We start from the raw sequence: 23,760 nt of genomic DNA on the forward strand, positions 1-23,760 counted from the left end.
TTCCCTATTTCCACGTTTCTCGAACGAAATTGGAGGTTGAAATAGGCACGAGAGTAAGGCTGCGGCCGGCCGGATTGCTACCAGGCGGGGGATGACAACGGATCATTCATCCAGGAAGGCAAGACGGTGCTTGAGCGCTACGAGTATGAGATCCGGCAGGTTGTGGACTTCCAGCTTCTTCATCAGGATCGCGCGGTGTTTTTCCACAGTCTTGGCGCTGATGCTCAGGACCTCCGCAGCGGCCTGGTTGGTATGTCCCTCGACGATGAGTTGGAGTATCTCCCGTTCGCGGGATGAAAGCTGCTCCAGAACGGTAGATGACTCATTCGTCGATTCCGTCTGCAGGAATCCCGATAGCACCGTTTGGGCAATCGAAGGAGATAGATAGATTTCACCCTTGTTGGCGGACCGGACAGCGATCAGGAGTTCCTCCACGACGGAATTCTTGAGGAGATACCCGCTGGCCCCGCATCGGAGTGCCTGGCGAACCACGTCCTCTTCCGAATGTATGGATAATATGACGACGCGGGTATCGACGGATAGCGTCTGAATCCGCCGCGTAGTCTCGATACCGTTCAGCAAAGGCATGGCGATATCCAACATGGCTACATCCGGTCTCTTCCGTTGTACCAGGTTCAGTGCCTCGTGCCCATCGGCCGCTTCGCCGACAACTTCCATGTCCTCGGCCTTTTCGATCAGCGATACGATGCTTTGACGGACCAGTTGGTGATCGTCGGCTATAACGATCCTGATCATTTCTCCTCCAGAGGAATGGTAGCGACCAGACGGGCTCCCGCGCCAGGTTTCGAATAAACATTCATACGGCCATTCAGCGATTCGAGGCGTTCCTGCATATCGATCAAACCGATTCCTGTTTCATTCTGATCAGAAAGTGTATCCGCAAGATCAAAGCCCTGGCCGTTATCCTGTATCGATAGTTGTACCACTTCGCCATTGCGTTTCAAGCTGACATCAACGTGAGAGGCTTGTCCGTGTTTGGCACAGTTCGTCAGCCCTTCCTGCAGTATACGATACAGGCAGATATCGATTGGATTGGAGATCTCTGTAGTATCCATGCCAACGTATGAGACCGGTATTTGAGTTTGTTGCTTGAAATTCTTGCAAAGTCCTTCCAATGCTGAATTCAGCCCGACGGTATCCAGTGTCGGGGGACGGAGATTATGGGAGATCACACGAAGTTTCTCCAGCGTATCTTCGGCCAGCACCACAGCGTCATTCAGCCGTGCTGCAGTATGATCGGCATCCCCAGGCAACTCGTTCCGGGTTATTTCCAGGCTCATTTTCAGTGCCGTAAGCGCCTGTCCGGTATCATCATGGAGATCCCGCGCCAGCCGACGTCTTTCAGATTCCTGAATGTTGATGAGGCGGTTGGAAAGTCTCTTGAGGCGTTGTGTCTGCATGCTCAGCGATGTAGTTGCTTTTATGTTCTTCAGCACCATCTCCAGTTCAGCAGCCAGCACCAGCAGCTGTTCTTTTTCTTCGCCGGTAAAGGGCTCTTCTGAAACTTTGGCTCCGATTGCGATACAACCTTGAGCATGCAATTCACCACGTAGCAAGATGATGAGTTCGTATCCGAGCTCTGAAACCCGATTCTGTACATAAGGGTCTTCAGACTCGACCAATGGTCGTTCCGGAGACATCAGCTTCAACAACGCTTCTATTTTGCCAGTTGACGAACTGAAGAAGGATCCGTCTTTCTTCGGCTCGCTGATGAACTTCTTGTTTACGTCGTACCAGGCAACCGCTATCGACTTCCGAGGTCCATCGCTGAGGTAGATTGCTACATATGAGAGGTCCAGTACCTCGAGCAGTTCACTTCCCGTACCGGTCAGAAGGGCGTTTCGATCCTGAAAATGCGTTAACTCACGTCTGAGCCTGAAAAGTCGTTGACGGTTCTCGATTTCATCACGAAACAGGTATCGGTCGATAAACCGGATGACGGCTGGTTTTGCCAGGGTCCAGCCTCCGACGAGTATCAGGATGAATCCCGCGGTAACAACCATAATCAACAGGTCGGAGACTTCTACACCGGTAGCCGCGAAGGTTATCGTTTCATAGATAATCAGGAGCAGCCCGAGACTCAGTAAGAGATTCACGCCCTGGTTGGATATAAATTGCCGAAGGCTTTTTCCGACGATGAACCTGAGGCCGAATACCCGGTGAGCCAGCACTGAATATGCAAAAGAGAGCGGCAGAATGCACTTCAACCCGACGAGGACAACATGGTCGAGCAACCAGACGAGCAACGGCAATAAGGCGCCTTGCAGCGGTACCATTACCCATGTGACCATGAAGGTGCCTGGTTGAGTTATGGTCCAAACCGGTGCTAATACGAAGGCTGACACGAAACCGACGTTGATGAACTGCAGGCGCGTGTACTGCTGCCGGCGCGCGACGGAATGTTGGGCGAGAAGCAGGCCGGCCGCTATGAAAATAACGAGAACGGGTAACGCAGGGACTGGAACGGATTCAACCAGAGAGATGATGGTTTGTATCGAATCACTGTTCCAGCCATTGGTCAGACTTAGAAGATAGATAATACGAATGACGATCCAGGCGAAGATTGGTATCAGGATCCAACGCGCCCGTTTTCGCATCCATGATCCGAATTCAGTTTCGATTGGAAAAACGGTCAGGATGCTGAACAGGAGCCAGAACTCAAGGAAGTAAGCCAGGGTAATGACGAAAATACTGAGAGATAAAACCCAATCGGGCCAGCCAGCGATCATGGGATGGAACGCGGGCGAAACGGAAAGCGCTGTTGCGAGGAAGAGCAACGCGCATTGAAAAGCGATTTTGTTGCCTGGGCGTCTGAATCCCATCCACGTTCCGAAGACCAGCAGGACCATTGGAAAGATCAGATACGAGCTCCGTTGGAACCACGTCATCGCTCCAACACCCAGTACGAGTTCCTCCTGATTGACCTCGACGGCGTACCGTACATGTTCTGTGGCCTCAAGCGTGAGGATACCGTTTTGCATATTGCCGTCGCGAAGCCAGGCGAGATTGAATTGGTCACCGGGCCTGCTCCGCAAACGCGCCTGGAAATAAGCTTCCGGACGTGTCCTGAGATCCGTCCCATCGATGGAGATCACCATATCGCCCGGTCGCAATCCGGCTCTGTCTGCAGGGCTGTCCGCGTCTACTTGCGTGACTTTAATACCGCCGTCCTCGCGTATGCGAACGAGATGGAACCACGTGCCCTCCTGCAGGTTGTTTACCGCACTTTTCGTCAGTCCCTTCGTCTGTATCATTTCATTTCCGAAGAACTGGATGCCCGGCGACCAGTGCTCGATCTGCGTAAACCGGACCAGCGTCCACACGACCAGACCCATCTGTGCGCATAGCGCAACGACAAGCGTGCTGAGAAAAAAGTAACGCAGTCCGATGGTTTTTAGAGGTTTCAACGGTAGGCTACATGGATGAGTAGGCAACGGATAAACGAGATGCCGCAAACCGGAATCTTCGTATCCTGCCATATTTCAATGCAATGGTGTAATTACATACATAGTCGACCAGCGGGTTGATGTCAACTATGGGTGAAAGGATTAGCCTGGCGGACCGCCCTAAAACCTTGACACCTGAAGCCGGATCGCAACATATTAGAGTTTTCCCTGAAAGTTGACTGTCGTACAGATGATCATACTGAAAAAGCGTAATACTATGGAAAGCGCAGTCCCGAAGAGGAGGGGTGTTCGTGAAGGAATATAACATCGAAAAAATCAGAAACATTTGCCTCGCGGGCCACGGGGGGAGCGGCAAGACCTCCCTGGCCGAAGCCATGCTCTTCAACACCGGCGCGACGAACCGGCTCGGCAGCGTGGACGACGGCAACACGGTGTCGGACTACCGCGAGGAAGAGATCGAACACCGCATTTCCATGAACCTGACGCCGCTGTACTGCGAGTGGAACGACCACGACCTCCATATTCTCGACACCCCGGGCTATTCCGACTTTACGAGCGAAGTGCACTGCGCGATGCGCGTTACGGACAACGTGGCCATCGTGGTCAAGGCCATCGAAGGCATCGAGGTGGAGACGGAGCGCGCCTGGGAGTATGCGGACCAGTACGGCCTGCCCCGCATGGTGGTGGTCAATCTCCTGGACAAGGAACACGCGGACTTCTTCGACGCGCTGGGCCGCCTGCAGGAACGCTTCGGCACGCAGGCCGTTCCCGTCCAGATTCCGATCGGAGAAGCCGATGGGTTCTCGGGCGTCGTCGACCTGGTCGCCATGAAGGCGGTGACGTTCGAGGGCGGCGACGGCAAGGGCAAGCGCTCCGAGATCCCTGCAGACCTCGCCGACCAGGCGGAAGAGCAGCGTGAAAAACTGATAGAAACCGTGGCGGAATCCGACGACGAACTGCTTGAGGTCTACTTCGAAGAAGGCGCGTTGACCGATGAGCAGCTTCTGGAAGGGTTGCGCAAGGGCGTGAAGGACGGCGCCATCTTCCCCGTATTGGCGACGTGCGCCTCTGCAAACATCGGCGTCTCCGGCGTGATGGACGCGGCGGCTGCGTACATGACTTCTCCGGCGGACCGCCCGGCGGTGACGGCCACCCCTTCGGGCGGCGGCGAGGAAATTGCGCTGGACCCGGATCCGTCCGGTCCGCTGGCCGCGCTGGTGTTCAAGACGGTCTCCGAGGCCCATATCGGGGAACTGACCTATTTCCGGGTTTTTTCAGGAGAAATCAAGCACGGCGGCGACGTGTACAACTCGACGAAGAACACGTCGGAAAGGTTCGGCCAGATTTACCATACCAACGGCCACGCCCGCAATGAACTGAACGCCATCCGTGCCGGCGAGATCGGGGCCACCGTGAAACTGAAGGACACCCACACCGGCGATTCACTGAGCACGAGGCAGAAGTCCTTCGGCCTGGAATGGGTGGAGTTCGCCGAGCCCGTGGCGAACGTGGCCGTCCTGCCGAAGAGCAAGGACGACGAGGAGAAGATCAGTACCGGCCTCTCCCGGCTTCACGAGGAGGATCCCTCCTTTACTTTCCGGTACAATTCCGAGATCAAGCAACTGATCCTGGCGGGTGCCGGCGAAATGCACCTGGACCTCATCGTCGAGCGGCTGAGCCGCCGTTTCGGCGTGGAAGTCGAGATGGTACAGCCGCGCATCCCCTACCGCGAGGCGATCAAGGGCAAGTCCGAGGCCCAGGGCCGGTTCAAGCGGCAGAGCGGGGGCCGCGGCCAGTTCGGCGACGTCTGGCTGCGCGTGGAACCCAGGCAGCGGGGCGACGGATACGAATTCGACAACGGCATCGTCGGCGGCGCCGTCCCGAGCCGGTTCATTCCGGCCGTGGACAAGGGCATCCAGGAAGCCATGGTGGAAGGCGTGATGGCCAAGTATCCGGTGGTCGACCTGAAGGCCACGCTGTACGATGGCTCCTTCCATACGGTCGATTCGTCCGAAATGGCCTTCAAGGTCGCCGCGTCCATGGGGTTCAAGAAGGCCTTCATGGAAGCCCGGCCCGTCCTGCTTGAACCGATCTACGAAGTGGACGTGGTCGTCCCCGAGGACTATATGGGCGACGTCATGGGCGATCTTTCCAGCCGGCGCGGCCGCATCCTGGGCATGTCACCCCGGGGGAGCAACCAGGTGGTGCGGGCCGAAGTGCCACTGGCCGAACTGTACCGCTACTCCACCGTGCTGAGGTCCATCACGCACGGCCGCGGCAGCCACGCGCGGAAATTCGTACGCTATGAGGAAATGCCCCGGGAAATCGAGACCAAGGTCATCGAAGAGTCCAAGGCCCTGGAAGAAGAATAGCAGCGGGATAAAGCGCTGTGAGCCGCCGGCCCGCAGCCCGGAAGCGTGAATTATGGAACCCTTACTGAAGGTCGACAACCTTTCGACTCACTTCCTCACCCGCGGCGGGGCGGTGCGGGCCGTGGACGACGTCAGTTTCGAAGTGGCGGAAGGAGAAACGGTGGGCATCGTGGGGGAAAGCGGGTGCGGCAAGAGCGCCACGGTGCTTTCCATCATGCGGCTCATTCCGAGCCCGCCGGGCCGCATCGTCAGCGGCAACATCCTGTTCCGGCCCGGCGCCGACGAACCGGCGGTGGACCTGCGCACCATTTCCGAACGCGAAATGCAGGAGATCCGGGGCAATATCGTCTCCATGGTGTTCCAGGACCCCATGACGTCGCTCAACCCGGTGCTGACCATCGGATGGCAGCTTCGGGAGCCCCTCCAGCTTCATCTCGACCTCGACAAGAAGCAGGCCACCGACCGCAGCATCGAACTGCTGCAGATGGTCAACATCCCGAGTCCGGAGCAGCGCCTGAACGACTACCCCCACCAGTTCAGCGGGGGGATGCGGCAGCGCGTCATGATCGCCATGGCCATCGCGTGCAACCCGAAGCTGCTCATCGCCGACGAGCCAACCACGGCGCTGGACGTCACGATACAGGCACAGATCCTGGAACTGATGATGAAGCTCCAGGAAGAACTGAACATGTCCGTCGTCATCATCACCCACGATCTCGGCGTCGTGGGCGAGGTGTGTGACCGGGTGATCGTCATGTACGCCGGCCGGATCATCGAATCGGGGCCGGTGGACACGCTGCTCGACGATCCGAAGCACCCCTATACCCACGGGCTGCTGCAGTCCGTGCCCAAGCTGGGTCCCACGGTGAAGGAACGCATGGAGCCCATCGACGGCGTGCCGCCGAACCTGATCCACCTGCCGGCCGGATGCCGGTTCGCGCCCCGGTGTCCGAGTCGTTTCGACCGGTGCGAGGAAGACCCGGCGCTGAAGGACGTAGCCTCGGAGCACGACTGCGCCTGCTGGCTGTATTGAAATGGGCGGCTGACGCCTTTGCCGGCCGCTGACATGGACCGCCATGACGGGCGGCCGACATCCTGGAGGATGCGTTGAACGAGCCTTTGCTGCAACTGGACAACGTAGTCAAGCACTTCGAACTGGAAGAAGGGCTGGGCCGCAAGGAGGAAGGCGGCACCGTCCGCGCCCTGGACGGCGTTTCCTTTTCCATCAATCGCGGCGAAACCTTCGGACTGGTGGGGGAAAGCGGCTGCGGCAAGTCCACCTTGGGACTGACCGTGCTGCAGCTGTACCGCCCCACGGCGGGGAAGGTCTTCTTTGAAGGCAACGACCTGGCGGACATGTCGGAAAATGACCTGAAGCCCGTTCGCAGACGGCTCCAGATGATCTTCCAGGATCCCTACGCCTCGCTGGACCCTCGCATGACGGTGGGGAACATCGTCCAGGAACCCCTCGACATCCATCGTGTGGGCAACCGGCAGGAACGCAGGACGAGGCTGGTCAGTCTCCTCGAGATGGTGGGACTGGGCGAGGCCTACGTGGACCGCTATCCCCACGAGTTCAGCGGCGGCCAGCGGCAGCGGATCGGCATCGCCCGGGCCATCGCGCTGAACCCGAGCCTGATCATCTGCGACGAGCCGGTTTCCGCCCTGGACGTGTCCATCCAGGTCCAGATCCTGAACCTGCTCCAGGACCTGCAGAGCGAGTTGAACCTGACCTATCTGTTCATCGCCCACAACCTGGCCGTCGTCGCCCACATCAGCGACCGCATCGGGGTCATGTACCTCGGCAAGCTCATCGAGGCGGGACGGACCGACGAGGTGACGGACAACCCCCAGCACCCCTACACGCAGAGCCTGCTTTCCGCCGTTCCGGAGATCAGCAAACGGCGCCAGAAGCAGCGCATTCAGCTCACGGGCGACGTCCCCAGTCCGGTCAACCCGCCATCTGGATGTCGTTTTCATCCCCGCTGCCCTATCGCCAAGGCCGACTGCGCCGAGCACGAACCGGAATTCAAACAGAATGACAGCGGCCACTGGGTGGCTTGTCATTACGCCTGAGGCGCCGCCTGCCTACGGTGCTTGGTCCGAACTTCTGAGGCGCCTGGTGCGCATACCCGGGGCGCCGCCGCTTGCCTGAGGCGTCGCGCCCTCGCAGACCTGAGACGCAGCGCCCGCACAACTAACCCGAACATGTCCTCTTCCTCTCCTTCCGGCGCGCCTTCCCGACCGCGGTACGACGTCATTACCTTCGGCGAGACGATGATCCGGTTCTCGCCCGTGGACGGCGAGATGCTGGAACAGGCCGATTACCTGCGGGCCGACGCAGCGGGCACAGAATCCAACATGGCGGCGGCCCTGGCCAGGATGGGCGCCGACGTGGCCTGGGTCTCCGTCCTCCCCGATCATCCCGCCGGACGGTGGATCGCCTCCAGGCTGGCGCTGCACGGGGTGGATACGTCCCACGTGGCGTGGCAAGGCGACCCGGACGAGCAGCCGGATGGGCGGTCCAATCGGCCCAGTCGGCCCGGCGTATTCTTTCTCGAGCCTGGATCGCCGCCGAGAGGCAGCCGGGTCGTCTACGACCGCGCCGGGTCCGCGGCGACCGGCATGACGCCCGAGGTGGTGGAACAGGCGCTCCGTTCCGGCGCCGGGATCGTGCATACGTCCGGCATCACGGCTTCCCTGAGTACCGAGTGCCGCGAGACGGTCGCCCGGGTCCTGGGCAACCGGGCGAAGGGCGGATACCGGACCTCATTCGACGTTAACTACCGGGCCAAGTTGTGGTCGCCCGAGGGGGCCCGCGCCGCCCTGGAATCGCTGCTGGACCAGGTCGACATCCTCGTATCGACGTCCGACGACGCGGCTTTGATCTTCGGGATGGACGGGACGCCGGAGGAAACCGTCGAAGCCCTCCACGGGCGGTTCGGGAACGAGATCGTGGTGCTGACGCTGGCCGAGGGCGGGGCCGTGGGCTGGTCCGCGGCGACCGGCTTTCTCTACACGAAGCCCTACGTGGTGGAACCGGTCGACCGGCTCGGCGCCGGCGACGCCTTTGATGCCGGCCTGCTGTACGGCCTGCTGCGCGAGGATCTAGCGGCCGGGTTGTCCTACGGCACCGCGCTGTCCGCACTGTGCCTGTCGGAACGGGGGGACATGACCTGGTCCACGCTGGAGGAAGTGAAACGGATGGCCCGGCCGGTCCATGCCAGCCGATCCGTAACGTCCGCCCGGTCTGAGCCGTCCACACCATCCACACCGTCCACTCGGACCACAGAATCATGAAGACGAAGGCCATGGTCACCGTCGGCATACTGACCTGCCGAGCACCCGACGAGCAGGGCCGGCCCTTCGGTCCGCCCACGGGGTTTTTCGAGGAGTGCTGCGAGGCGGCCGCCGCCCTGGACCTGCGTGCGGTCGTGTTCGACGCGACCGACGTGGATGCCGCGCAAGGAACGGTGTCTCCGGCCACGGTCGAGGAAGGCCGATGGGTCGAATGCGGCCCCGAACTATGGCCGGCGGTCATCTACGACCGGGCGCCCGTGATCGATCCCGCCGGTGCTCGCGCAGCGGATCGCACGCGGAACCTGTTCGACAGGTCGGGCATACCCTTCGTGAATCCGGGATCCTTCGTCCGGTTGGCGGTGGACAAACTGGAGATGCACCGGCGCCTGGCGGATGCCGGCCTCGCCTTACCCCATACCGGGAACCTTGATGCGTACGCGCTGCGTGCGTTCCTGGCGCGGTACGATCACGTATACGTCAAGCCCAGGGTCGGGTCCCTGGGAACGGGCGTCATGGAAATCGTCCGGACCGCGGGGGGACGTCAGGTCATCAGGACGCTGGACGCAACCTATGAGACTCGGGGCGCCGGGCCGGCCATGGACCGGATCATGGCGCTGACCGCCGAAGCGCGCGCGGAACCCATGGGCTGCCTGGTACAACAGGGGATATCGGCCGAGCCCGCGGGTGAAAGGCGTTTTCCGAGGTTCGACCTGCGACTGCTCATGCAGAAGAACGGGCAGGCCCGGTGGGACCTTACCGGCCTGGCGGCCCGCGTCGGCCAGACCAGCGGCCCCACGACCAACCTGAGCAACGGCGCCCGTTCCGAGGAGGCCGAACCCGTCCTCGACGCGCTGTACGGACGGCTGCGCAGGAAGGAGATCCTGCGCCGTGCCGAGGAGGCGTCATTCGCGGCCTGCCGCCTGCTGGACACCGAACTCGGACCCATCGGAGAGGTGGGCCTCGACATCGTGCCGGACTTGGCCGGCCTGCCGTGGATCATCGAGATCAACGCCCGCCCCGGCCGGAACGTGTTCAGGCGCATCGCCCGCAGCGCGGACGTCCCCGCCCCGTCCCGCCAACGGTACGGCGCGATACGCCGCAGGTCGGTGGCCCGTCCCTTCGAGTACGCGAAGGCTCTGGCTGAAATCGGGATATCCGCATGAACTATAAAGAGGTGCTGGACTATCTGTACGGATTCGTGGACTTCGAACAGCGGCCGGGCGCCGCCCCGGCCCGCATGGACCTGTCGGGCATAAGCGCCCTGACGAAAGCCCTGGACCATCCCGAACGGCAGTGGAAATCCGTACACGTGGCCGGGACCAAGGGGAAGGGATCCACCGCCGCCATGATCGCGGCGATCGTGCGCGAATGCGGTTACCGCGTGGGCCTGTACACCTCGCCCCACCTCGTCTCCCTGCGCGAACGCATACAGATCGACGGCGAGCCCATATCCGAACCGGAATTCGCCGAACTCACGGAACGCGCCCGGCCCGCCATCGAAGGAACCGGCCCGCGGTGGAAAGACATGGGGTCCTTTTTTGATGTACTCACCGCCCTGGCCTTTGTGTATTTTAGGGAACGCCGGGTGGACCTGGCCGTGGTCGAATGCGGGCTGGGCGGACGGCTGGATTCGACCAACGTAATCCGGCCCCTGGTCTGTGCGATTACGCCCATCGGCCTGGACCACACGGATCGGCTCGGCGAGACGATCGCGGAAATAGCCCGCGAGAAAGCCGGGATCGTGAAAGAGGGCGTCTGCACCGTTTCGGCCGCCCAGCTTCCGGATGCGTCCGAAGCGATCCGGGAAGCCTGCGAGCGCCATGGGAGTTCACTGGTGCAGGTGGGCGTCGACGTGCGGTATGCGCTCAAGGAAGCGGCGATCGGCCGGCAGATGATCGACATAGAGTCCGCGGGCCGGACGTACGAAGACCTCGCGCTCCCGCTCTCCGGGACGTACCAGGCCGCCAACGCGGCCATGGCGGTGGGGGTGGCGCAGGCGCTGTCTGACCGGGGCATGGAGATCACGGACCGTGGTGTGCGCCGCGGCCTGGCCTCGGTGCGGCTGCCCGGACGCCTGCAGGTCCTTCAGGACCGGCCCTGGGTGGTGCTGGACGGCGCCCACAACGTGCTGTCGGTCGAAAGCCTGACGGACAGCCTGCGCAACCTGTTTCCGTCCCGGCGCGCCATCGTCGTGCTTTCCGCGCACCTGGACAAGAACGTAGACGATCTGTGCGCGGTCATCGCACGGTACGCCGACGAGATTATCGTCCCCGAGCGGCGCGTGCTGCGGAAAAGGCAGGCGGCTCCCGGGGACGTGGCGGAAGCCTGCAGGCGTGCCGGAACGCCGGCGCGAACGGCGCCGTCGGTGGCGGCGGCCCTCTCCGAATCGATGGACAGGGCGGGACCGGACGACCTGGTCCTGATGACGGGATGCTTCGCGCTGGTGGGAGAGGCCCTGGAAGTGCTGAACGAACTGGAACCCGAAGAAACGGCAAGTCGTTGAAAAACAAACGCGGAACCGTTGAAGATTTACGAGAAGCAATTTAAGCGGTAAATACTGGAGGACGGAAGGAATGAGCAAGTTCATTCAGACAAGGGAAACCACATGGGTCCGGCCGGGAACATGGCTGGCGTTTTGCATCCTGTGTCTTTCACTCATCGGGACCGGACCGGCCGTCGCGCAGACGACCACCGATCCGCTGGCCGGGACGGAAGCAACGGGCGCTGACGCAGATCCGGGCGCGGCAGCGGCCCCGTCCACCCCACAGGACGCACCGCCGGACACCTCCCTGACGCTTGAGCAACGCCAGCAGGCCGCAGTGCAGCAGTTTCTGACCACCGTCGCCCTCACGAAGAACAACCTCGGCGCCGTGTATTTCGAACAAGGACATTACGACAGCGCCCAGGTTCATCTCGAACACGCCCTGGAGATCGCGCCGGGTTTCGCAGCCGCCTACCTCACGATGGGGCTGGTACACCACGCCAGGGGGGATTCGGCCGCGGCGCTGGAAGCGTTCATGAGGACCGTCGAGGGCGATACGCTCAGCGTCGCGCGCATGAGCACCGTACCCCCCGATACCGTCTATGCCTGGGCCCGTAGCCAGTACGACCGGATGATGGTGGGGATACCGAACCTGGCCGCGGCTCATACCGACATGGCGATCGCGTACAACCAGGGCGGGTACCTCAACGAAGCGATCCATCACTACCGGCAGGCCATCGAAAACGATTCCTCCTACGTCGACGCCTATACGAATCTCGGCAAGGTCTATTCAGATACCGAGGAATACGAACAGTCGGCCGAGGCCTACGAGAAAGTGCTCACCCTGTCTCCCCCGGAGGACCAGCTGCCCAGGATCCATCTCAATCTCGGCGTCGCCTACATGGGCCTGGAGCGCATCGACGACGCGATCACGGAATGGAACCGGGCCGCCGTGCTCGCGCCGGACTATATGGACGCCTACATGAACCTGGGGACCGCCTACCAGAACAAGAACATGCCGGACAGCACGCGGGCCGTCTGGGAGAGAGCCCTGGAGGTTGGAGGACAGTCGGTCGTGCCCCGCGTGGCGCTGGCCCGCCTGTCCTTTGCGGAAGGCCGTCTTGACGATGCCCTGCGTTATTACGGTGAGATACTGGATCTGGGCGCGAGAGACCCGCGCATTTCCGCGGAAATCGCCCTGGTACACGAGCGGCGGGAAGACTTCGACCAGGCGATCACAAACTATGAACAGGCCCTCGAGCTCGTGCCGGAAAACGCGCAGCTGAAAGCCGCGTTGAGCCGGGTCAGGCGGATCGTGGAGGAGCGGGAGAAGGCCATCGAATCCAATAAGATCCGCGTCCGCCAGATCGTCGTCGCCACGCGGGAGGCCGCGGACGCCGTGATGAAACGGTTGACGGCCGGCGCCGATTTCGCCGAACTGGCGCGGGAAACCTCCATCGATTCGAGCCGGGACAGCGGGGGCGACCTCGGGTTCTTCGGTCCGGGCGAAATGATCCCGGAATTCGAGCAGGCCGCGATGGGCCTGGAGGTCGGCGAACTCAGCGGGGTCGTCCAGACCCCCATGGGCTTTCACATCATCATGCGGATCGAGTAAATGGAGCAGGTCGTCATCATCGGCGGGGGACCGGCGGGTTATACGGCGGCCCTTTACGCGGCCCGGGCGAACCTCTCCCCCGTCGTGCTGACGGGCAGCACGATCGGCGGGCAGCTGTCGCTCACCAGCGAGATCGAGAACTTCCCGGGATTTCCCGAGAGCCTGGGCGGCATGGATCTCATGGACCGTATGCGGCAGCAGGCCGAACGTTTCGGCGCCGAGATGAAGTACGAGGAAGTCACCTCCGTGGCGTTCGAACCGGGGGCGCACCGGATCACGACGGACCGGAACGAGTATACCGCGAAGGCCATAGTGATCAGTACCGGTTCGTCGCCCCGACTGCTCGGCGTGCCGGGCGAGGAAAGGTTCTTCGGGCGGGGCGTCTCCACCTGCGCGACCTGTGACGGCGCCTTCTACCGGGACCAGAAGGTCGCCGTGGTGGGCGGCGGCGACAGCGCCATGGAGGAAGGGCTCTTCCTGACACGGTTCGCGAGCCACGTCTGGATCATACACCGCCGCCACGAACTGAGGGCGAGCAGGATCATGCAGGAACGGGCCCTGAAACATCCGAAGATCGCGTTCCAGTGGGGGTCCGTGGTCGACGAGGTGCTGGGTGACGAAACCACCGGCGTGACCGGCGTGCGCGTGCGGGAACTGGAATCGGACCAGGTTCGGGAACTGGACGCCGAGGGCCTCTTCATCGCCATCGGCCACACGCCCAATACCGATCTCTTCAAAGACAAGCTCGAAGTGGACGAGCAGGGCTACATCCTGACGGACCGGCGGCAGCACACCAGCGAGCCCGGCGTGTTCGCGGGCGGGGACGTGCAGGACCACGTTTACCGTCAGGCGGTCACCGCGGCGGGCACGGGATGCGCCGCCGCCATGGAAGCGGAGAAATACATCGCTGAGAACGCGGACTAGGCCGTTCGGGCGTCGTGCTTCACCACGTCCAGGTTCGGGTCGCCGATGGTAACTTTGGAATGGGGCGGCACCGGTTCCGTCAGCCAGACGCTGGCCCCGATGACCGAGTCGTGTCCGATCGTCGTTTCGCCGCCCAGGATCGTCGCCCCGGCGTAGATGACTACGTCGTCTTCGATGGTAGGGTGGCGCTTGCCGCCCTTGACGAGCCGCCCGCCGTCATCCTTCCTGAAACTCAGCGCGCCGAGCGTCACGCCCTGGTAGAGTTTCACATTGTTGCCGATCAGCGTCGTTTCCCCGATGACGACGCCCGTTCCGTGGTCGATGAAGAAACGGGTGCCGATGGTCGCGCCCGGGTGGATGTCGATGCCCGTGCGGCTGTGGGCGTGCTCGGACATGATCCGCGGGATGAGCGGCGTATTCCTCAAGTACAGTTCATGGGCGATCCGGTAGGTGGAGATGGCTTCCACGCACGGGTAGCTGAGGATGATCTCGTCGTGGCTCTTCGCCGCGGGATCCCCGTCGTAGGCGGCTTCCACGTCGCTCATGAGCAGCTTCCGGATACCGGGAACGGCCTCCAGCAGTTCGAGTGCGATCCGGTCGGCTATTTCCTCGCAGGCCACGGGGTCCTTTCCCTTGCATTGCGCGTCGTGCATGAGGCTCCGGGTCACTTCCTCTCTCAGGCGGATGTAGATGGTGTCCACCAGTCCGTCCACGTAGAAGGCCACGTTCTTCGTCACGAGAGGTTCGGCGCCGAAGTAGCCGGGAAAGCAGAGCGCCAGCAGGTCCTTCAGGATGCCGTAGACCCGTTCCCGGGAAGGCAGGTTCTTGCCGTCGATACGGTTCAGGCCGCCGATCGCATCGTAGGATTGCACGATCCGGGAGGAAGTGGCGCCGATCTGACTGCGCGTTTCAGACATGGTCATGTTGATGTTCGGCACCAGCTTCTCTTCCGTGGTCTTATTGCGCCGGGATTGTTCCATGGTGCTCCATAAAGGGTTCGCCTGCCGGTTTCCGAAGGTGTCGATGTATGCGCGGGGCCTGCTCTCCGTACCCTTGCGCGGCTGTCTGAATTTCGCGGAACCATCGCGGTAAGTCAAGCGGTTTCTGTCATTAACGGCTGCGCCGCGATCGTCCGGAAGCCGCTACAAACCAGTTGCCAGGGGAAGCGGTGCGACCTTATATTGCAGTAGTCTGGCGTCGTTTTCCAATCCCCTGCTCACCGCGCATTGGTCCTATGTATATCATTCAATCGATGGTCGTGCTTTTCCTCTTCGCAGGCCTGCTTTCACCCGCCTTGCCGGCCGGGGCCCAGTCCGCCGGCCGGCAAGGCGGGTACATGGATATCGACGACGTTAAGCCGGGCATGCGGGGATACGGCCTCACGGTCTTTCAGGATGCCCGGATCGACACCTTCGACGTCGAAGTGATCGGCGTCATCAAGAACCAGTTCTACACGGATCACGACATCATCATGGTGGGGGTCTCGGGGCCCTATGTCGACGAAGCGGGCGTCATCGCGGGGATGAGCGGCAGCCCCGTGTATATCGATGGAAAACTCGTCGGCGCGCTGGCGTACCGTTTCGGAGCGTTTCCGATGAAGCCCATCGGCGGCGTCACGCCGATAGGCCATATGCTGGACATTCGCGAGGCCGTGGAGAATGAAACAACGCCGGGAAGTAGCGCGCCCGATGGGATGCCGGGAGGAATGGGCGGCGGCCAGAACGATCTCGGTCCTTCAGGTCTCAATCCGTCCAATCTAGGTCCGTCCGGTCTCAAACCCATTGCCGTTCCGATGGTGTTTTCGGGATTCCATCCGACCACCGTATCCCTTTTCGAAGATGAACTGCGCAAGCGTGGTCTCGTTCCGGTGGCGGGCGGCAGTGTGGCCGAAGCTTCCGGCGGGATGCCGGTCAGCGTGGACGGTGCTTCCGACGATGAAGCAGTCCCGGAACAGGAAGGCCCGGCGTCGACCGGCGGAACGTCCCTCCTGGAACCCGGTTCCGCCGTGAGCGCGCAGCTCATCCGGGGCGATTTCAATCTGTCGGGCACGGGTACGGTCACCTGGCGCGAGGAAGACGCCATACTGGCCTTCGGGCATCCCTTCCTGTGGACGGGCGCCCTGAACGTCCCCATGAACCGGGCGGAAATCATCACGGTCATCCCGGACCAGACCGGTTCCACCAAGATCAGCAGTGTGGCGGACGAAGTCGGTTCGGTCCTGTGGGACCACACGAACGGGATATACGGCCAACTCGGCGATACGGCGCGCATGATCCCGGTGGAACTCTCCTATGACGATGCCGGCCGCGCGCCCCGGAACTACCGTTTCGACGTGATGATGGCGAACGGCTGGACGCCGTTTCTGGTGAACGTGGCCGTGTCGAATACAATCTTGACGAACGGCCGCAGCGCCGGCGAGCGAACCATAACGCTCGTCGGCCGGATCGCCCTGCGGGACCAACCGGACGTCTTCTTCGAAGATCAGTTTTCCGGCCGGGCGTCCCTGTCGGCGCTGGCCAGGGATGTGAACGGCGTGCTCAATTTCGTCCTCGACAACCGGTTCATTACACCGATGATCGAGTCCCTCAGGATCGATATCCATTCGTCATACGAACGCAGTACGGCCGTCATCGAAGACGTCTGGTTCGGTTCGGAAACCGTCGAGCCGGGCGACACCCTCGAGGTCAGGGTATACCTCCGGCCCTACCGGGGCGACCGCGTGGTCAGGCGAATGGACGTGACGATCCCGAAGACCATATCGGCCGGACCGGTACAGGTACTGGTCGGTTCGGCCCGTGCCGTCACCCGCCACGATCTGAATGCCGTGCCTCAGAGGTACAGGCCCACGGACGGTCCCCGGCTGATCGAACTGCTCAACAACCGCCGGACCGGAAACCGGGTATACCTGAAGATGTTCCAGGGCGGCGCGGGCGGCATGGTGAAGGGAAGAGAAATGCCCGGCCTGCCCCCGTCGGTCCTCGCCGTCATGGATTCGGAGCGGACCAAGGGCAGTTTCGTACCGATCCGCGAGAAAGTAGTTGCCGAAGAAACGATCCGCACGGACTACGTCGTCGCCGGGCAGAACTGGAGCCGGCTGACCGTGAATCGATAGGAGCGATACTTGAGCAAGGTACCGGGGTGGCGAGTACTGTGCATGGCCGTGGTGTTTCTGCCGGCGGCGTACGGCGTCCTCGCGTCGACGCCGGTCATCTGGAAACAGGCCGGACAAGGGGATTTTATAAAAGGAGAAACCCGGGGCGTTTCCATCACCGGCAAGGGCCGCCTGACCCTGTCACCGGTCCTGGATCTCGTTTTCGAGAGCGACGAGCCGCTGATCTGGAGCCTCGCGGCCGATTCCAGGGGAAACCTGTACGTGGGTACGGGAAACGACGGCAAACTGTACCGTATAGATCCTTCGGGCCGGTCCGAGGTGTTTTTCGATGCGGACGAGCTGGAAATCCGCAGCGTCGTGATCGATCGGAATGACCGGGTCTACGCGGCAACATTCCCTGATGGCCGGATCTACCGGATCGACCCGGACGGGACGCACGCGGTGTTTTTCGATCCCACGCAGGATGGCGGCATGAATGGCCCGGACGACGACCCGGGCAGCGGCCCGGACGGCGGCACGGGCAACGGCCCCAGCGGCGGCACGAACTACATCTGGTCGCTGGCGCTGGACGCCGGCGGCGGGCTCTACGCGGGAACGGGTGGGCAGGGAAGAATATATCGTATAGACGAAAACGGTGGGGCACACCTGCTGGCCGAACTGGAGGAGGCCCATGTGATGGCCCTGGCCGTGGATGGATCGGGCCGGCTCATCGCCGGGACCGAGCCGGGCGGAAGAGTCTACCGGATCGCAGGGATTTCGTCCGACGGCGCTATCTCGGTCCTTCATGATTCTCCCTACGGTGAAGTGAATACCCTCCTGGTGGGCGAAGACGGCGCGATTTTCGCCGGCGCGCTGAGCGGACCGCGCCGGGGCGCCCGCGGCGGCCGGGCCGGAACGGCGGGCGCTTCCATGCCGCCGCCACCCACTGGCGCGCCCGATGATCCGGGCGGAGGTCCGATGCTTAACGCGGTTCAAGTGACCGCCGCGGCGGAGACCGCCGATCGGCCGTCCGCCGGTGGTTTCGCCACGGGAGGCAGCGTCGTCTTGAGGATCGATCCGGACGGCCGGGTTGAGGAGTGGTGGCGGTCCGGGACGGACGTAGGCCTGTCGCTGGCGATCCGCGGGGAAAACGAACTGCTCATCGGCACAGGTTCGAGCGGCCGGCTATACAGCGTCCGCGAACGGGGCGTCGGCACGCTGCTGAACGAACTGCAGGAGTCGCAGATCACGGCGCTGGCGCCCGATGCATCGGACGGCGTCGTCGTGGCGACGAGCAATCGCGGCAACCTGTACCGTTTGCGTTCCACGCCCGTGCGGGAGGGCGAGTACGAGTCCGACGTCCGGGATACCCGGGGCATGGCGCGGTGGGGCCGTATCCGGTGGGAGAGCAAGCAGCCCCCCGGAACGGCGGTCCGCCTGTTCGCGCGGTCCGGTAATACGGATTCGCCGGACCAGACCTGGAGCGAGTGGACCGGACCCTATACCGATCCGGCAGGGGAAGCCCTGGCCTGCCCGCCCGCCCGTTACCTGCAGTGGAAGGCGGTCCTGGGCACGCAGAACGAAGAAACCCCCACCGTCTCGTCCGTTTCGGCCTCGTACCTGACGCGGAACAATCCGCCCAGGGTGCATGCGGTCACGGTGTACGAGCCGGGGGTCTACCTGCGGGACGCCACGACGGGCCAGGTCGCGCAGTCCGCACAAACCGATCTCCCCCCGGGCATCGCCGCGCAGGTCGGCGGCCGGGGCAACGGTCGCGGCCAGAGCGCATCGTCCGGGTCTCCCGCCTACCGGAAGGGCATGCGGGCGGTCGCGGTCCGAGCGATCGATCCCGACGGGGACGGACTGTCTTACGAGATCTATTTTCGGGGCGAAGCGGAAGAAACGTGGAAACTCCTGGAGTCGGAACGGCGAACTCCTTCCTATTCGTGGGATTCCGAGACCTTTCCGGACGGCGAATACGTCCTCCGCGTTGTGGCCAGCGACGCCCCCTCCAATCCTCAGGACCAGGCCCTGGAAGCGGAACACTTGAGCGACCCCTTCCTTGTGGACAATACCGGTCCGCAGGTCACCCGGATCGACGTGACGGACAGCCTGCTGTCCTTCATGGTCCGGGACGGCGCAAGTCCCCTGTTCCGGGTCGAATACGCGATTGACGGAGGCGACTGGCGGGTGGTCCATCCCGAAGACGGCGTAACGGATTCGGAGACGGAGGCCTTCGAGATCGCCCTGGACGGCCTGGAGACCGGAGAACATACCCTCGCCATTCGCGCCAGGGACACTTCCAATAACACGGGAACGGGGAAACGGGTCGTTACGATTCCCTGAGGAGGCGAAGGTGTCGGGTCATTCCAAGTGGAGCACGATCAAGCGGAAGAAGGAGCAGAAAGACGCCGCCCGCGGGAAGATATTCACCCGGGTCATCAAGGAGATCACTATTGCCGCGCGGCAGGGCGGCGGGTCGGTCACGGCCAATCCCCGGCTCCGGACGGCCGTACTCGCCGCCAGGGCGGAAAACGTGCCCCAGGCCAACATCGACCGGGCCATCGCGCGCGGCACGGGCGAACTGGATGGCGTGCATTACGAGGAACTGGTCTACGAGGGCTACGGTCCGGCCGGGGTGGCGCTGCTGGTGGAAGCAGTAACGGACAACAAGAACCGCACCACGTCCGAGATGCGCCATGCTTTCACCAAGAACGGCGGCAACATGGGTGAGGCGGGCTGCGTGGCCTGGATGTTCGACCAGAAGGGCACGATCGTGGTGGACAAGGACGGCGTCGACGAGGACGAGGTCATGATGGTCGCCCTCGACGCCGGCGCCGAAGACATCCAGGACGAGGGAGAGACCCTGGATGTGCTGACGGCCGTTTCCGATTTCGAGGCGGTCCGCGTCCAGCTCGAGGAGAGCGGCTTCGCCCCCCTGCGGGCGGAAATCGGCCGCATCCCGAAGTCGACCGTGGCTGTCGCGGGTCAGGATGCGCAACAGCTTCTCCGGTTGATGGAGGTTCTGGAGGACCACGACGACGTCCAGCATGTATACGCCAATTTCGACGTGGACGACAAGGTGCTGGAGGAAATGAACGGGTAGTGGGTATCCATGATCATCCTCGGAATCGATCCGGGCAGCGTGATTACGGGATACGGCGTGATCGAGGCCCGGGACAGGCAGTGCCGGCTGTTGGACCAGGGCGTGTTGCGTCCGGGATCGCGAAAAGACCTCCCGGACCGGCTCAAGGTCATTTACGACGGCCTGTGTGAGGTCATCGACCGGAACCACCCGGAACTGGTGGCCGTCGAGTCCACTTTCGGCGGCCGTTTCCCCAGGGCGGCCCTCGTACTGGGCCATGCCCGGGGCGTCGCCCTCCTGGCCGCGGCGAACCGGGGACTGCAGGTCTGGGAATACGCCCCACGCGAAGTGAAATCGGCCATCGTCCGCGCGGGGGGCGCATCGAAGCAGCAGGTACAGTACATGGTCAGCGCCATGCTGAACCTCGACCGGGGCCCCGGCCGGGAACCCCTGCCGGAGGACGCGTCGGACGCGCTGGCCGTCGCCATCTGCCACTATCACAGGGTAACCGGAGGGATCAAGGCCGTTGATCGCATTCGTCGAAGGTGAACTGGTCGACAAGCAGCCCGACGCCATCACGGTGTCCGTCGGCGGGATCGGCCTGCAAATGTTCGTCCCCCTCTCCACGCTCGAGGCCCTGGGTCCCGCGCGCGCGCAAGTCCGCGTGGAAACGGTGCTGCATGCGCGGGAGGACGGCATGCAGCTCTACGGTTTCGCGACCGCGGAAGAAAAGCGCCTTTTCGAGGTGCTGATCACCCTGCCCGGCATCGGTCCCGGCGTGGCCCTGAACATCCTCTCCGGCGCGACGGTCTCCGAGTTCACCGCGGCCATCATCAACGAAGACATCGGGAAACTGGTCTCGCTGCCCAAGATCGGCCGGAAGACCGCGCAGCGGCTGATCATGGAGTTGCGCGACAAGCTGGCTGCCATGGATACCGGCGGAGCGAAGGCGCTTCCCGTGGCGCCGGCGGGAGAGGCCCCCGAAGTGGACGACGCGATCACGGGCCTGGTGTCCCTGGGCCTCGATCATCCCGAAGCGCGCAGGCAGGTCATCCGCGTACTGTCCGAAAGCACGGAGACGCCCGTCGCGGAGGAAATCATCAGAACGGTGCTCAAAAATCAGAAAAGGCAATAGATGGACGAACGGGACTTCCCGCTTACCGACCCCGACCGGCTCGACGAGGATGCCGAGTTCGACCGCGCGCTGCGGCCGGGCCGTTTCGATGAATTCCCCGGCCAGGAAAAGGCCAAGGCGGAGCTGCAGCTCTACATCGAGGCCGCGAAGACCCGCGGTGAGAACCATATCGACCACGTGCTGCTCCACGGGCCGCCCGGTTTGGGCAAGACCACACTGGCCACCATTCTCGCCAACGAGATGGGCGTGGAGATACGCCAGACCGCAGGGCCGGTCCTGGACAAGCCGGCAGACCTGGCGGGCCTGCTGACCAACCTGCAGCCGGGAGACGTGTTCTTCATTGACGAGATCCATCGCCTGAACCACGTGGTGGAAGAGCACATGTACGCGGCGATGGAGGATTTCAAGATCGACATCCTCGTGGACCGCGGACCGAATGCCCGTTCCCTCGCCCTCAACCTGGACCATTTCACCCTGGTGGGCGCGACGACGCGCACGGGCCTGCTCACGGCGCCGCTCCTGGCGCGATTCGGGATCCCCATCCGCCTCGATTTCTACACGCCGGACGAGCTTTACCTGATCGTTGCCCGGGCGGCGGAAATCATCGGCGTGGAGACCGATGAATCCGGTGCGATGGAGATCGCCCTGCGGTCCAGGGGAACCCCCCGGATCGCCAACCGGTACCTGAAGCGGGTGCGGGACTACGCCCAGGTCAAGCGAGACGGCCGCATTACCGGGGAGACCGCGAAGGCCGCCTTCGAAATGCTGGGCGTGGACCACATGGGGCTGGACGACATGAACCGGCTGATCCTCACGACCATCATCGAGAAGTACGAGGGGGGGCCCGTGGGCCTGAACACGCTGGCCGTGGCCGTGGGCGAGGAGAGCGGTACGCTCGAGGAGGTGTATGAACCCTTCCTCATCGTCCAGGGACTGATCAAGCGCACCCCCCGGGGCAGGGTGGCCACCGAGCTGGCGTACGACCACCTGGGATTCACGGCGCCGCCCAGGCCGCAGGCCGGACTGTTCGACAATCCGTGAATCTATCCGAATACGACTATACCCTGCCGGAAGACCTGATCGCCCAATACCCCGCCGAACCCAGCGACACGTCGAGGCTGATGGTGGTGCACCGGCGCGGCGGCGAGATCGAACACCGGACCTTCCGGGATATCGTCGACTACCTGGCCCCGGCCGACACGCTGGTGCTTAACCGGACGCGGGTGATGCCGGCCAGGCTCCGTGGGGTGCGGCCGGAAACCGGCGGAAAGGTTGAAGTCGTATTGGTCCGTCCGATCCGCCCGGTACGCCCGGCACTCGATACCGCGCCCGACCGCGAACCCGCGCCAGCCAGCTGGGAAGCGCTGCTGAAGCCGTCCGCGCGGCTTGCGAAAGGGACGCGCCTGGAACTGGAGGGCGGCGCCCTGACCGCCACCGTGGAGGACGACCCCGGGAAGGAGATTCGCCGCGTCCGTTTCGATGGGGACGCGGACGTGGTCCGGGTCATCGAGCAGGTGGGCCGCACGCCGCTGCCGCCCTACATACACCGCGCGCCGGACGCGGAGGACCGGGACCGCTACCAGACGGTCTACGCGGAGGAATACGGCGCCGTGGCCGCGCCCACGGCCGGACTGCATTTAACGGCACTCCTGCTGGATCGCATCCGTTCGCGGGGCACGGCCGTGGTGCCGGTCCTGCTCCACGTCGGACCGGGAACGTTCCAGCCGATCCGTACCGACGACGTGGCGGACCACGAGATGGATGCGGAATACTACCGGGTGGAAGCGCACCAGGCCGAAACGATCCAGAGCAGGCGGTACGCGGGTCGCGTAGTCGCCGTAGGGACGACGACCGTGCGCGTCCTGGAGACGCTCGCGGCGGGGGGCGTCGTCGCGGGAAGATCCGGGGGCGTGTCCGGGCCAGGCGGACCAGGTCTCGAACCGCGCCGGTACGAGGGCCTTACCCGGTGTTTCATCTATCCTCCATTTGAATTCAAGCTGGTCGACGCGCTGCTGACCAATTTCCACCTGCCGAAATCGACGCTCCTGCTACTGGTCAGCGCCTTCGCCGGGAGGGAGCTGATCCTTTCCGCGTACGAGGAAGCGGTCCGGGAGAAATACCGATTCTACAGCTATGGCGACGCCATGCTTATCGTCTGAAGTAATTCGAATATATAAAAATCAAATACCTTTACATTTGTATTCGCGAACATATTTTGACTCGTTGAAAACAGTTGGTCACTTACTGATCCAATAAGTGCCGTACCATATCGCTCGCGGCGGTCGAACCAGGCGGCGCTCCTGGCGGCCTTAACCAACGAGGGCGGAC

18 protein-coding genes are annotated in these 23,760 nt (G+C 62.9%); 15 read left to right on the forward strand and 3 right to left on the reverse strand.

Features of this window, described 5'->3' with window-relative positions:
- Positions 1-102: 102 nt before the first annotated feature.
- Positions 103-756: a response regulator transcription factor gene (locus F4X08_12765; GenBank protein MYD26672.1), complete on the reverse strand. Its 654-nt coding sequence runs from the start codon at positions 754-756 to the stop codon at positions 103-105.
- Positions 753-3,500: a PDZ domain-containing protein gene (locus tag F4X08_12770; protein ID MYD26673.1), complete on the reverse strand. Its 2,748-nt coding sequence runs from the start codon at positions 3,498-3,500 to the stop codon at positions 753-755. The genes F4X08_12765 and F4X08_12770 overlap by 4 nt, the downstream gene beginning before the upstream one ends.
- Positions 3,501-3,718: 218 nt before the next feature.
- Between F4X08_12770 and fusA the strand changes: the two genes are divergently transcribed.
- The 8 genes from fusA (at position 3,719) to trxB (ending at position 14,121) form a co-directional block, all read left to right on the forward strand.
- Entirely contained in the window at positions 3,719-5,800 is a 2,082-nt protein-coding gene (gene fusA, locus F4X08_12775) for an elongation factor G (GenBank protein MYD26674.1), read from the forward strand.
- Positions 5,801-5,852: 52 nt separating this feature from the next.
- Entirely contained in the window at positions 5,853-6,833 is a 981-nt protein-coding gene (locus F4X08_12780; GenBank protein MYD26675.1) for an ABC transporter ATP-binding protein, read from the forward strand.
- A gap of 74 nt (positions 6,834-6,907) precedes the next feature.
- Positions 6,908-7,876, forward strand: a complete 969-nt coding sequence (locus tag F4X08_12785) for a dipeptide ABC transporter ATP-binding protein (protein ID MYD26676.1) — start codon at positions 6,908-6,910, stop codon at positions 7,874-7,876.
- 132 nt (positions 7,877-8,008) lie between these two features.
- The gene (locus F4X08_12790; GenBank protein ID MYD26677.1) at positions 8,009-9,100 is read left to right on the forward strand and encodes a sugar kinase; all 1,092 of its coding nucleotides are present in this window, start codon (positions 8,009-8,011) and stop codon (positions 9,098-9,100) included.
- Positions 9,097-10,263: a hypothetical protein gene (locus F4X08_12795; GenBank protein ID MYD26678.1), complete on the forward strand. Its 1,167-nt coding sequence runs from the start codon at positions 9,097-9,099 to the stop codon at positions 10,261-10,263. The genes F4X08_12790 and F4X08_12795 overlap by 4 nt, the downstream gene beginning before the upstream one ends.
- Positions 10,260-11,603, forward strand: coding sequence for a bifunctional folylpolyglutamate synthase/dihydrofolate synthase (locus F4X08_12800; GenBank protein ID MYD26679.1), 1,344 nt, complete (start codon positions 10,260-10,262; stop codon positions 11,601-11,603). Before F4X08_12795 ends, F4X08_12800 begins: the two co-directional genes overlap by 4 nt.
- A gap of 70 nt (positions 11,604-11,673) precedes the next feature.
- Positions 11,674-13,197 carry a tetratricopeptide repeat protein gene (locus F4X08_12805; GenBank protein ID MYD26680.1) on the forward strand — a complete coding sequence of 508 codons (1,524 nt, stop codon included), beginning with the start codon at positions 11,674-11,676 and terminating at the stop codon, positions 13,195-13,197.
- Positions 13,198-14,121, forward strand: a complete 924-nt coding sequence (gene trxB / locus F4X08_12810) for a thioredoxin-disulfide reductase (protein MYD26681.1) — start codon at positions 13,198-13,200, stop codon at positions 14,119-14,121.
- Here trxB and F4X08_12815 read toward each other — a convergent pair.
- Positions 14,118-15,038, reverse strand: a complete 921-nt coding sequence (locus F4X08_12815) for a serine acetyltransferase (protein ID MYD26682.1) — start codon at positions 15,036-15,038, stop codon at positions 14,118-14,120. The genes trxB and F4X08_12815 overlap by 4 nt on opposite strands.
- A 317-nt stretch (positions 15,039-15,355) precedes the next feature.
- On the opposite strand from F4X08_12815, the gene F4X08_12820 reads away from it, so the two are divergent.
- Genes F4X08_12820 through queA form a run of 7 tightly spaced genes read left to right on the forward strand, consistent with a single transcriptional unit; the run spans position 15,356 to position 23,591 of the window.
- Positions 15,356-17,233, forward strand: a complete 1,878-nt coding sequence (locus F4X08_12820; protein MYD26683.1) for a hypothetical protein — start codon at positions 15,356-15,358, stop codon at positions 17,231-17,233.
- Between the two features lie 9 nt (positions 17,234-17,242).
- A complete protein-coding gene (locus F4X08_12825; GenBank protein MYD26684.1) occupies positions 17,243-19,558 on the forward strand; it encodes a hypothetical protein in 2,316 nt (771 codons plus the stop codon).
- Between the two features lie 10 nt (positions 19,559-19,568).
- Entirely contained in the window at positions 19,569-20,318 is a 750-nt protein-coding gene (locus F4X08_12830) for a YebC/PmpR family DNA-binding transcriptional regulator (protein ID MYD26685.1), read from the forward strand.
- Positions 20,319-20,327: 9 nt separating this feature from the next.
- Positions 20,328-20,846: a crossover junction endodeoxyribonuclease RuvC gene (gene ruvC, locus F4X08_12835; protein ID MYD26686.1), complete on the forward strand. Its 519-nt coding sequence runs from the start codon at positions 20,328-20,330 to the stop codon at positions 20,844-20,846.
- Positions 20,824-21,432 (forward strand): Holliday junction branch migration protein RuvA, encoded by a 609-nt coding sequence (gene ruvA / locus F4X08_12840; protein MYD26687.1) that lies wholly within the window; start codon positions 20,824-20,826, stop codon positions 21,430-21,432. The genes ruvC and ruvA overlap by 23 nt, the downstream gene beginning before the upstream one ends.
- Entirely contained in the window at positions 21,433-22,473 is a 1,041-nt protein-coding gene (gene ruvB, locus F4X08_12845) for a Holliday junction branch migration DNA helicase RuvB (protein MYD26688.1), read from the forward strand.
- Positions 22,470-23,591, forward strand: a complete 1,122-nt coding sequence (gene queA, locus F4X08_12850; GenBank protein MYD26689.1) for a tRNA preQ1(34) S-adenosylmethionine ribosyltransferase-isomerase QueA — start codon at positions 22,470-22,472, stop codon at positions 23,589-23,591. The genes ruvB and queA overlap by 4 nt, the downstream gene beginning before the upstream one ends.
- Positions 23,592-23,760 lie beyond the last annotated feature (169 nt).

It is taken from the genome of Gemmatimonadota bacterium, from assembly GCA_009841265.1.
Classification (GTDB): Bacteria; JAAXHH01; JAAXHH01; order JAAXHH01; family JAAXHH01; genus JAAXHH01.

Coding starts and splice junctions, on each gene's coding strand:
- F4X08_12765 (MYD26672.1), bottom strand. CDS start 756: ATGATCAGGATCGTTATAGCCGACGATCACCAACTGGTCCGTCAAAGC.
- F4X08_12770 (MYD26673.1), bottom strand. CDS start 3,500: ATGGCAGGATACGAAGATTCCGGTTTGCGGCATCTCGTTTATCCGTTG.
- F4X08_12780 (MYD26675.1), top strand. CDS start 5,853: ATGGAACCCTTACTGAAGGTCGACAACCTTTCGACTCACTTCCTCACC.
- F4X08_12790 (MYD26677.1), top strand. CDS start 8,009: ATGTCCTCTTCCTCTCCTTCCGGCGCGCCTTCCCGACCGCGGTACGAC.
- F4X08_12795 (MYD26678.1), top strand. CDS start 9,097: ATGAAGACGAAGGCCATGGTCACCGTCGGCATACTGACCTGCCGAGCA.
- F4X08_12800 (MYD26679.1), top strand. CDS start 10,260: ATGAACTATAAAGAGGTGCTGGACTATCTGTACGGATTCGTGGACTTC.
- F4X08_12805 (MYD26680.1), top strand. CDS start 11,674: ATGAGCAAGTTCATTCAGACAAGGGAAACCACATGGGTCCGGCCGGGA.
- trxB (MYD26681.1), top strand. CDS start 13,198: ATGGAGCAGGTCGTCATCATCGGCGGGGGACCGGCGGGTTATACGGCG.
- F4X08_12815 (MYD26682.1), bottom strand. CDS start 15,038: ATGTCTGAAACGCGCAGTCAGATCGGCGCCACTTCCTCCCGGATCGTG.
- F4X08_12820 (MYD26683.1), top strand. CDS start 15,356: ATGTATATCATTCAATCGATGGTCGTGCTTTTCCTCTTCGCAGGCCTG.
- ruvC (MYD26686.1), top strand. CDS start 20,328: ATGATCATCCTCGGAATCGATCCGGGCAGCGTGATTACGGGATACGGC.
- ruvB (MYD26688.1), top strand. CDS start 21,433: ATGGACGAACGGGACTTCCCGCTTACCGACCCCGACCGGCTCGACGAG.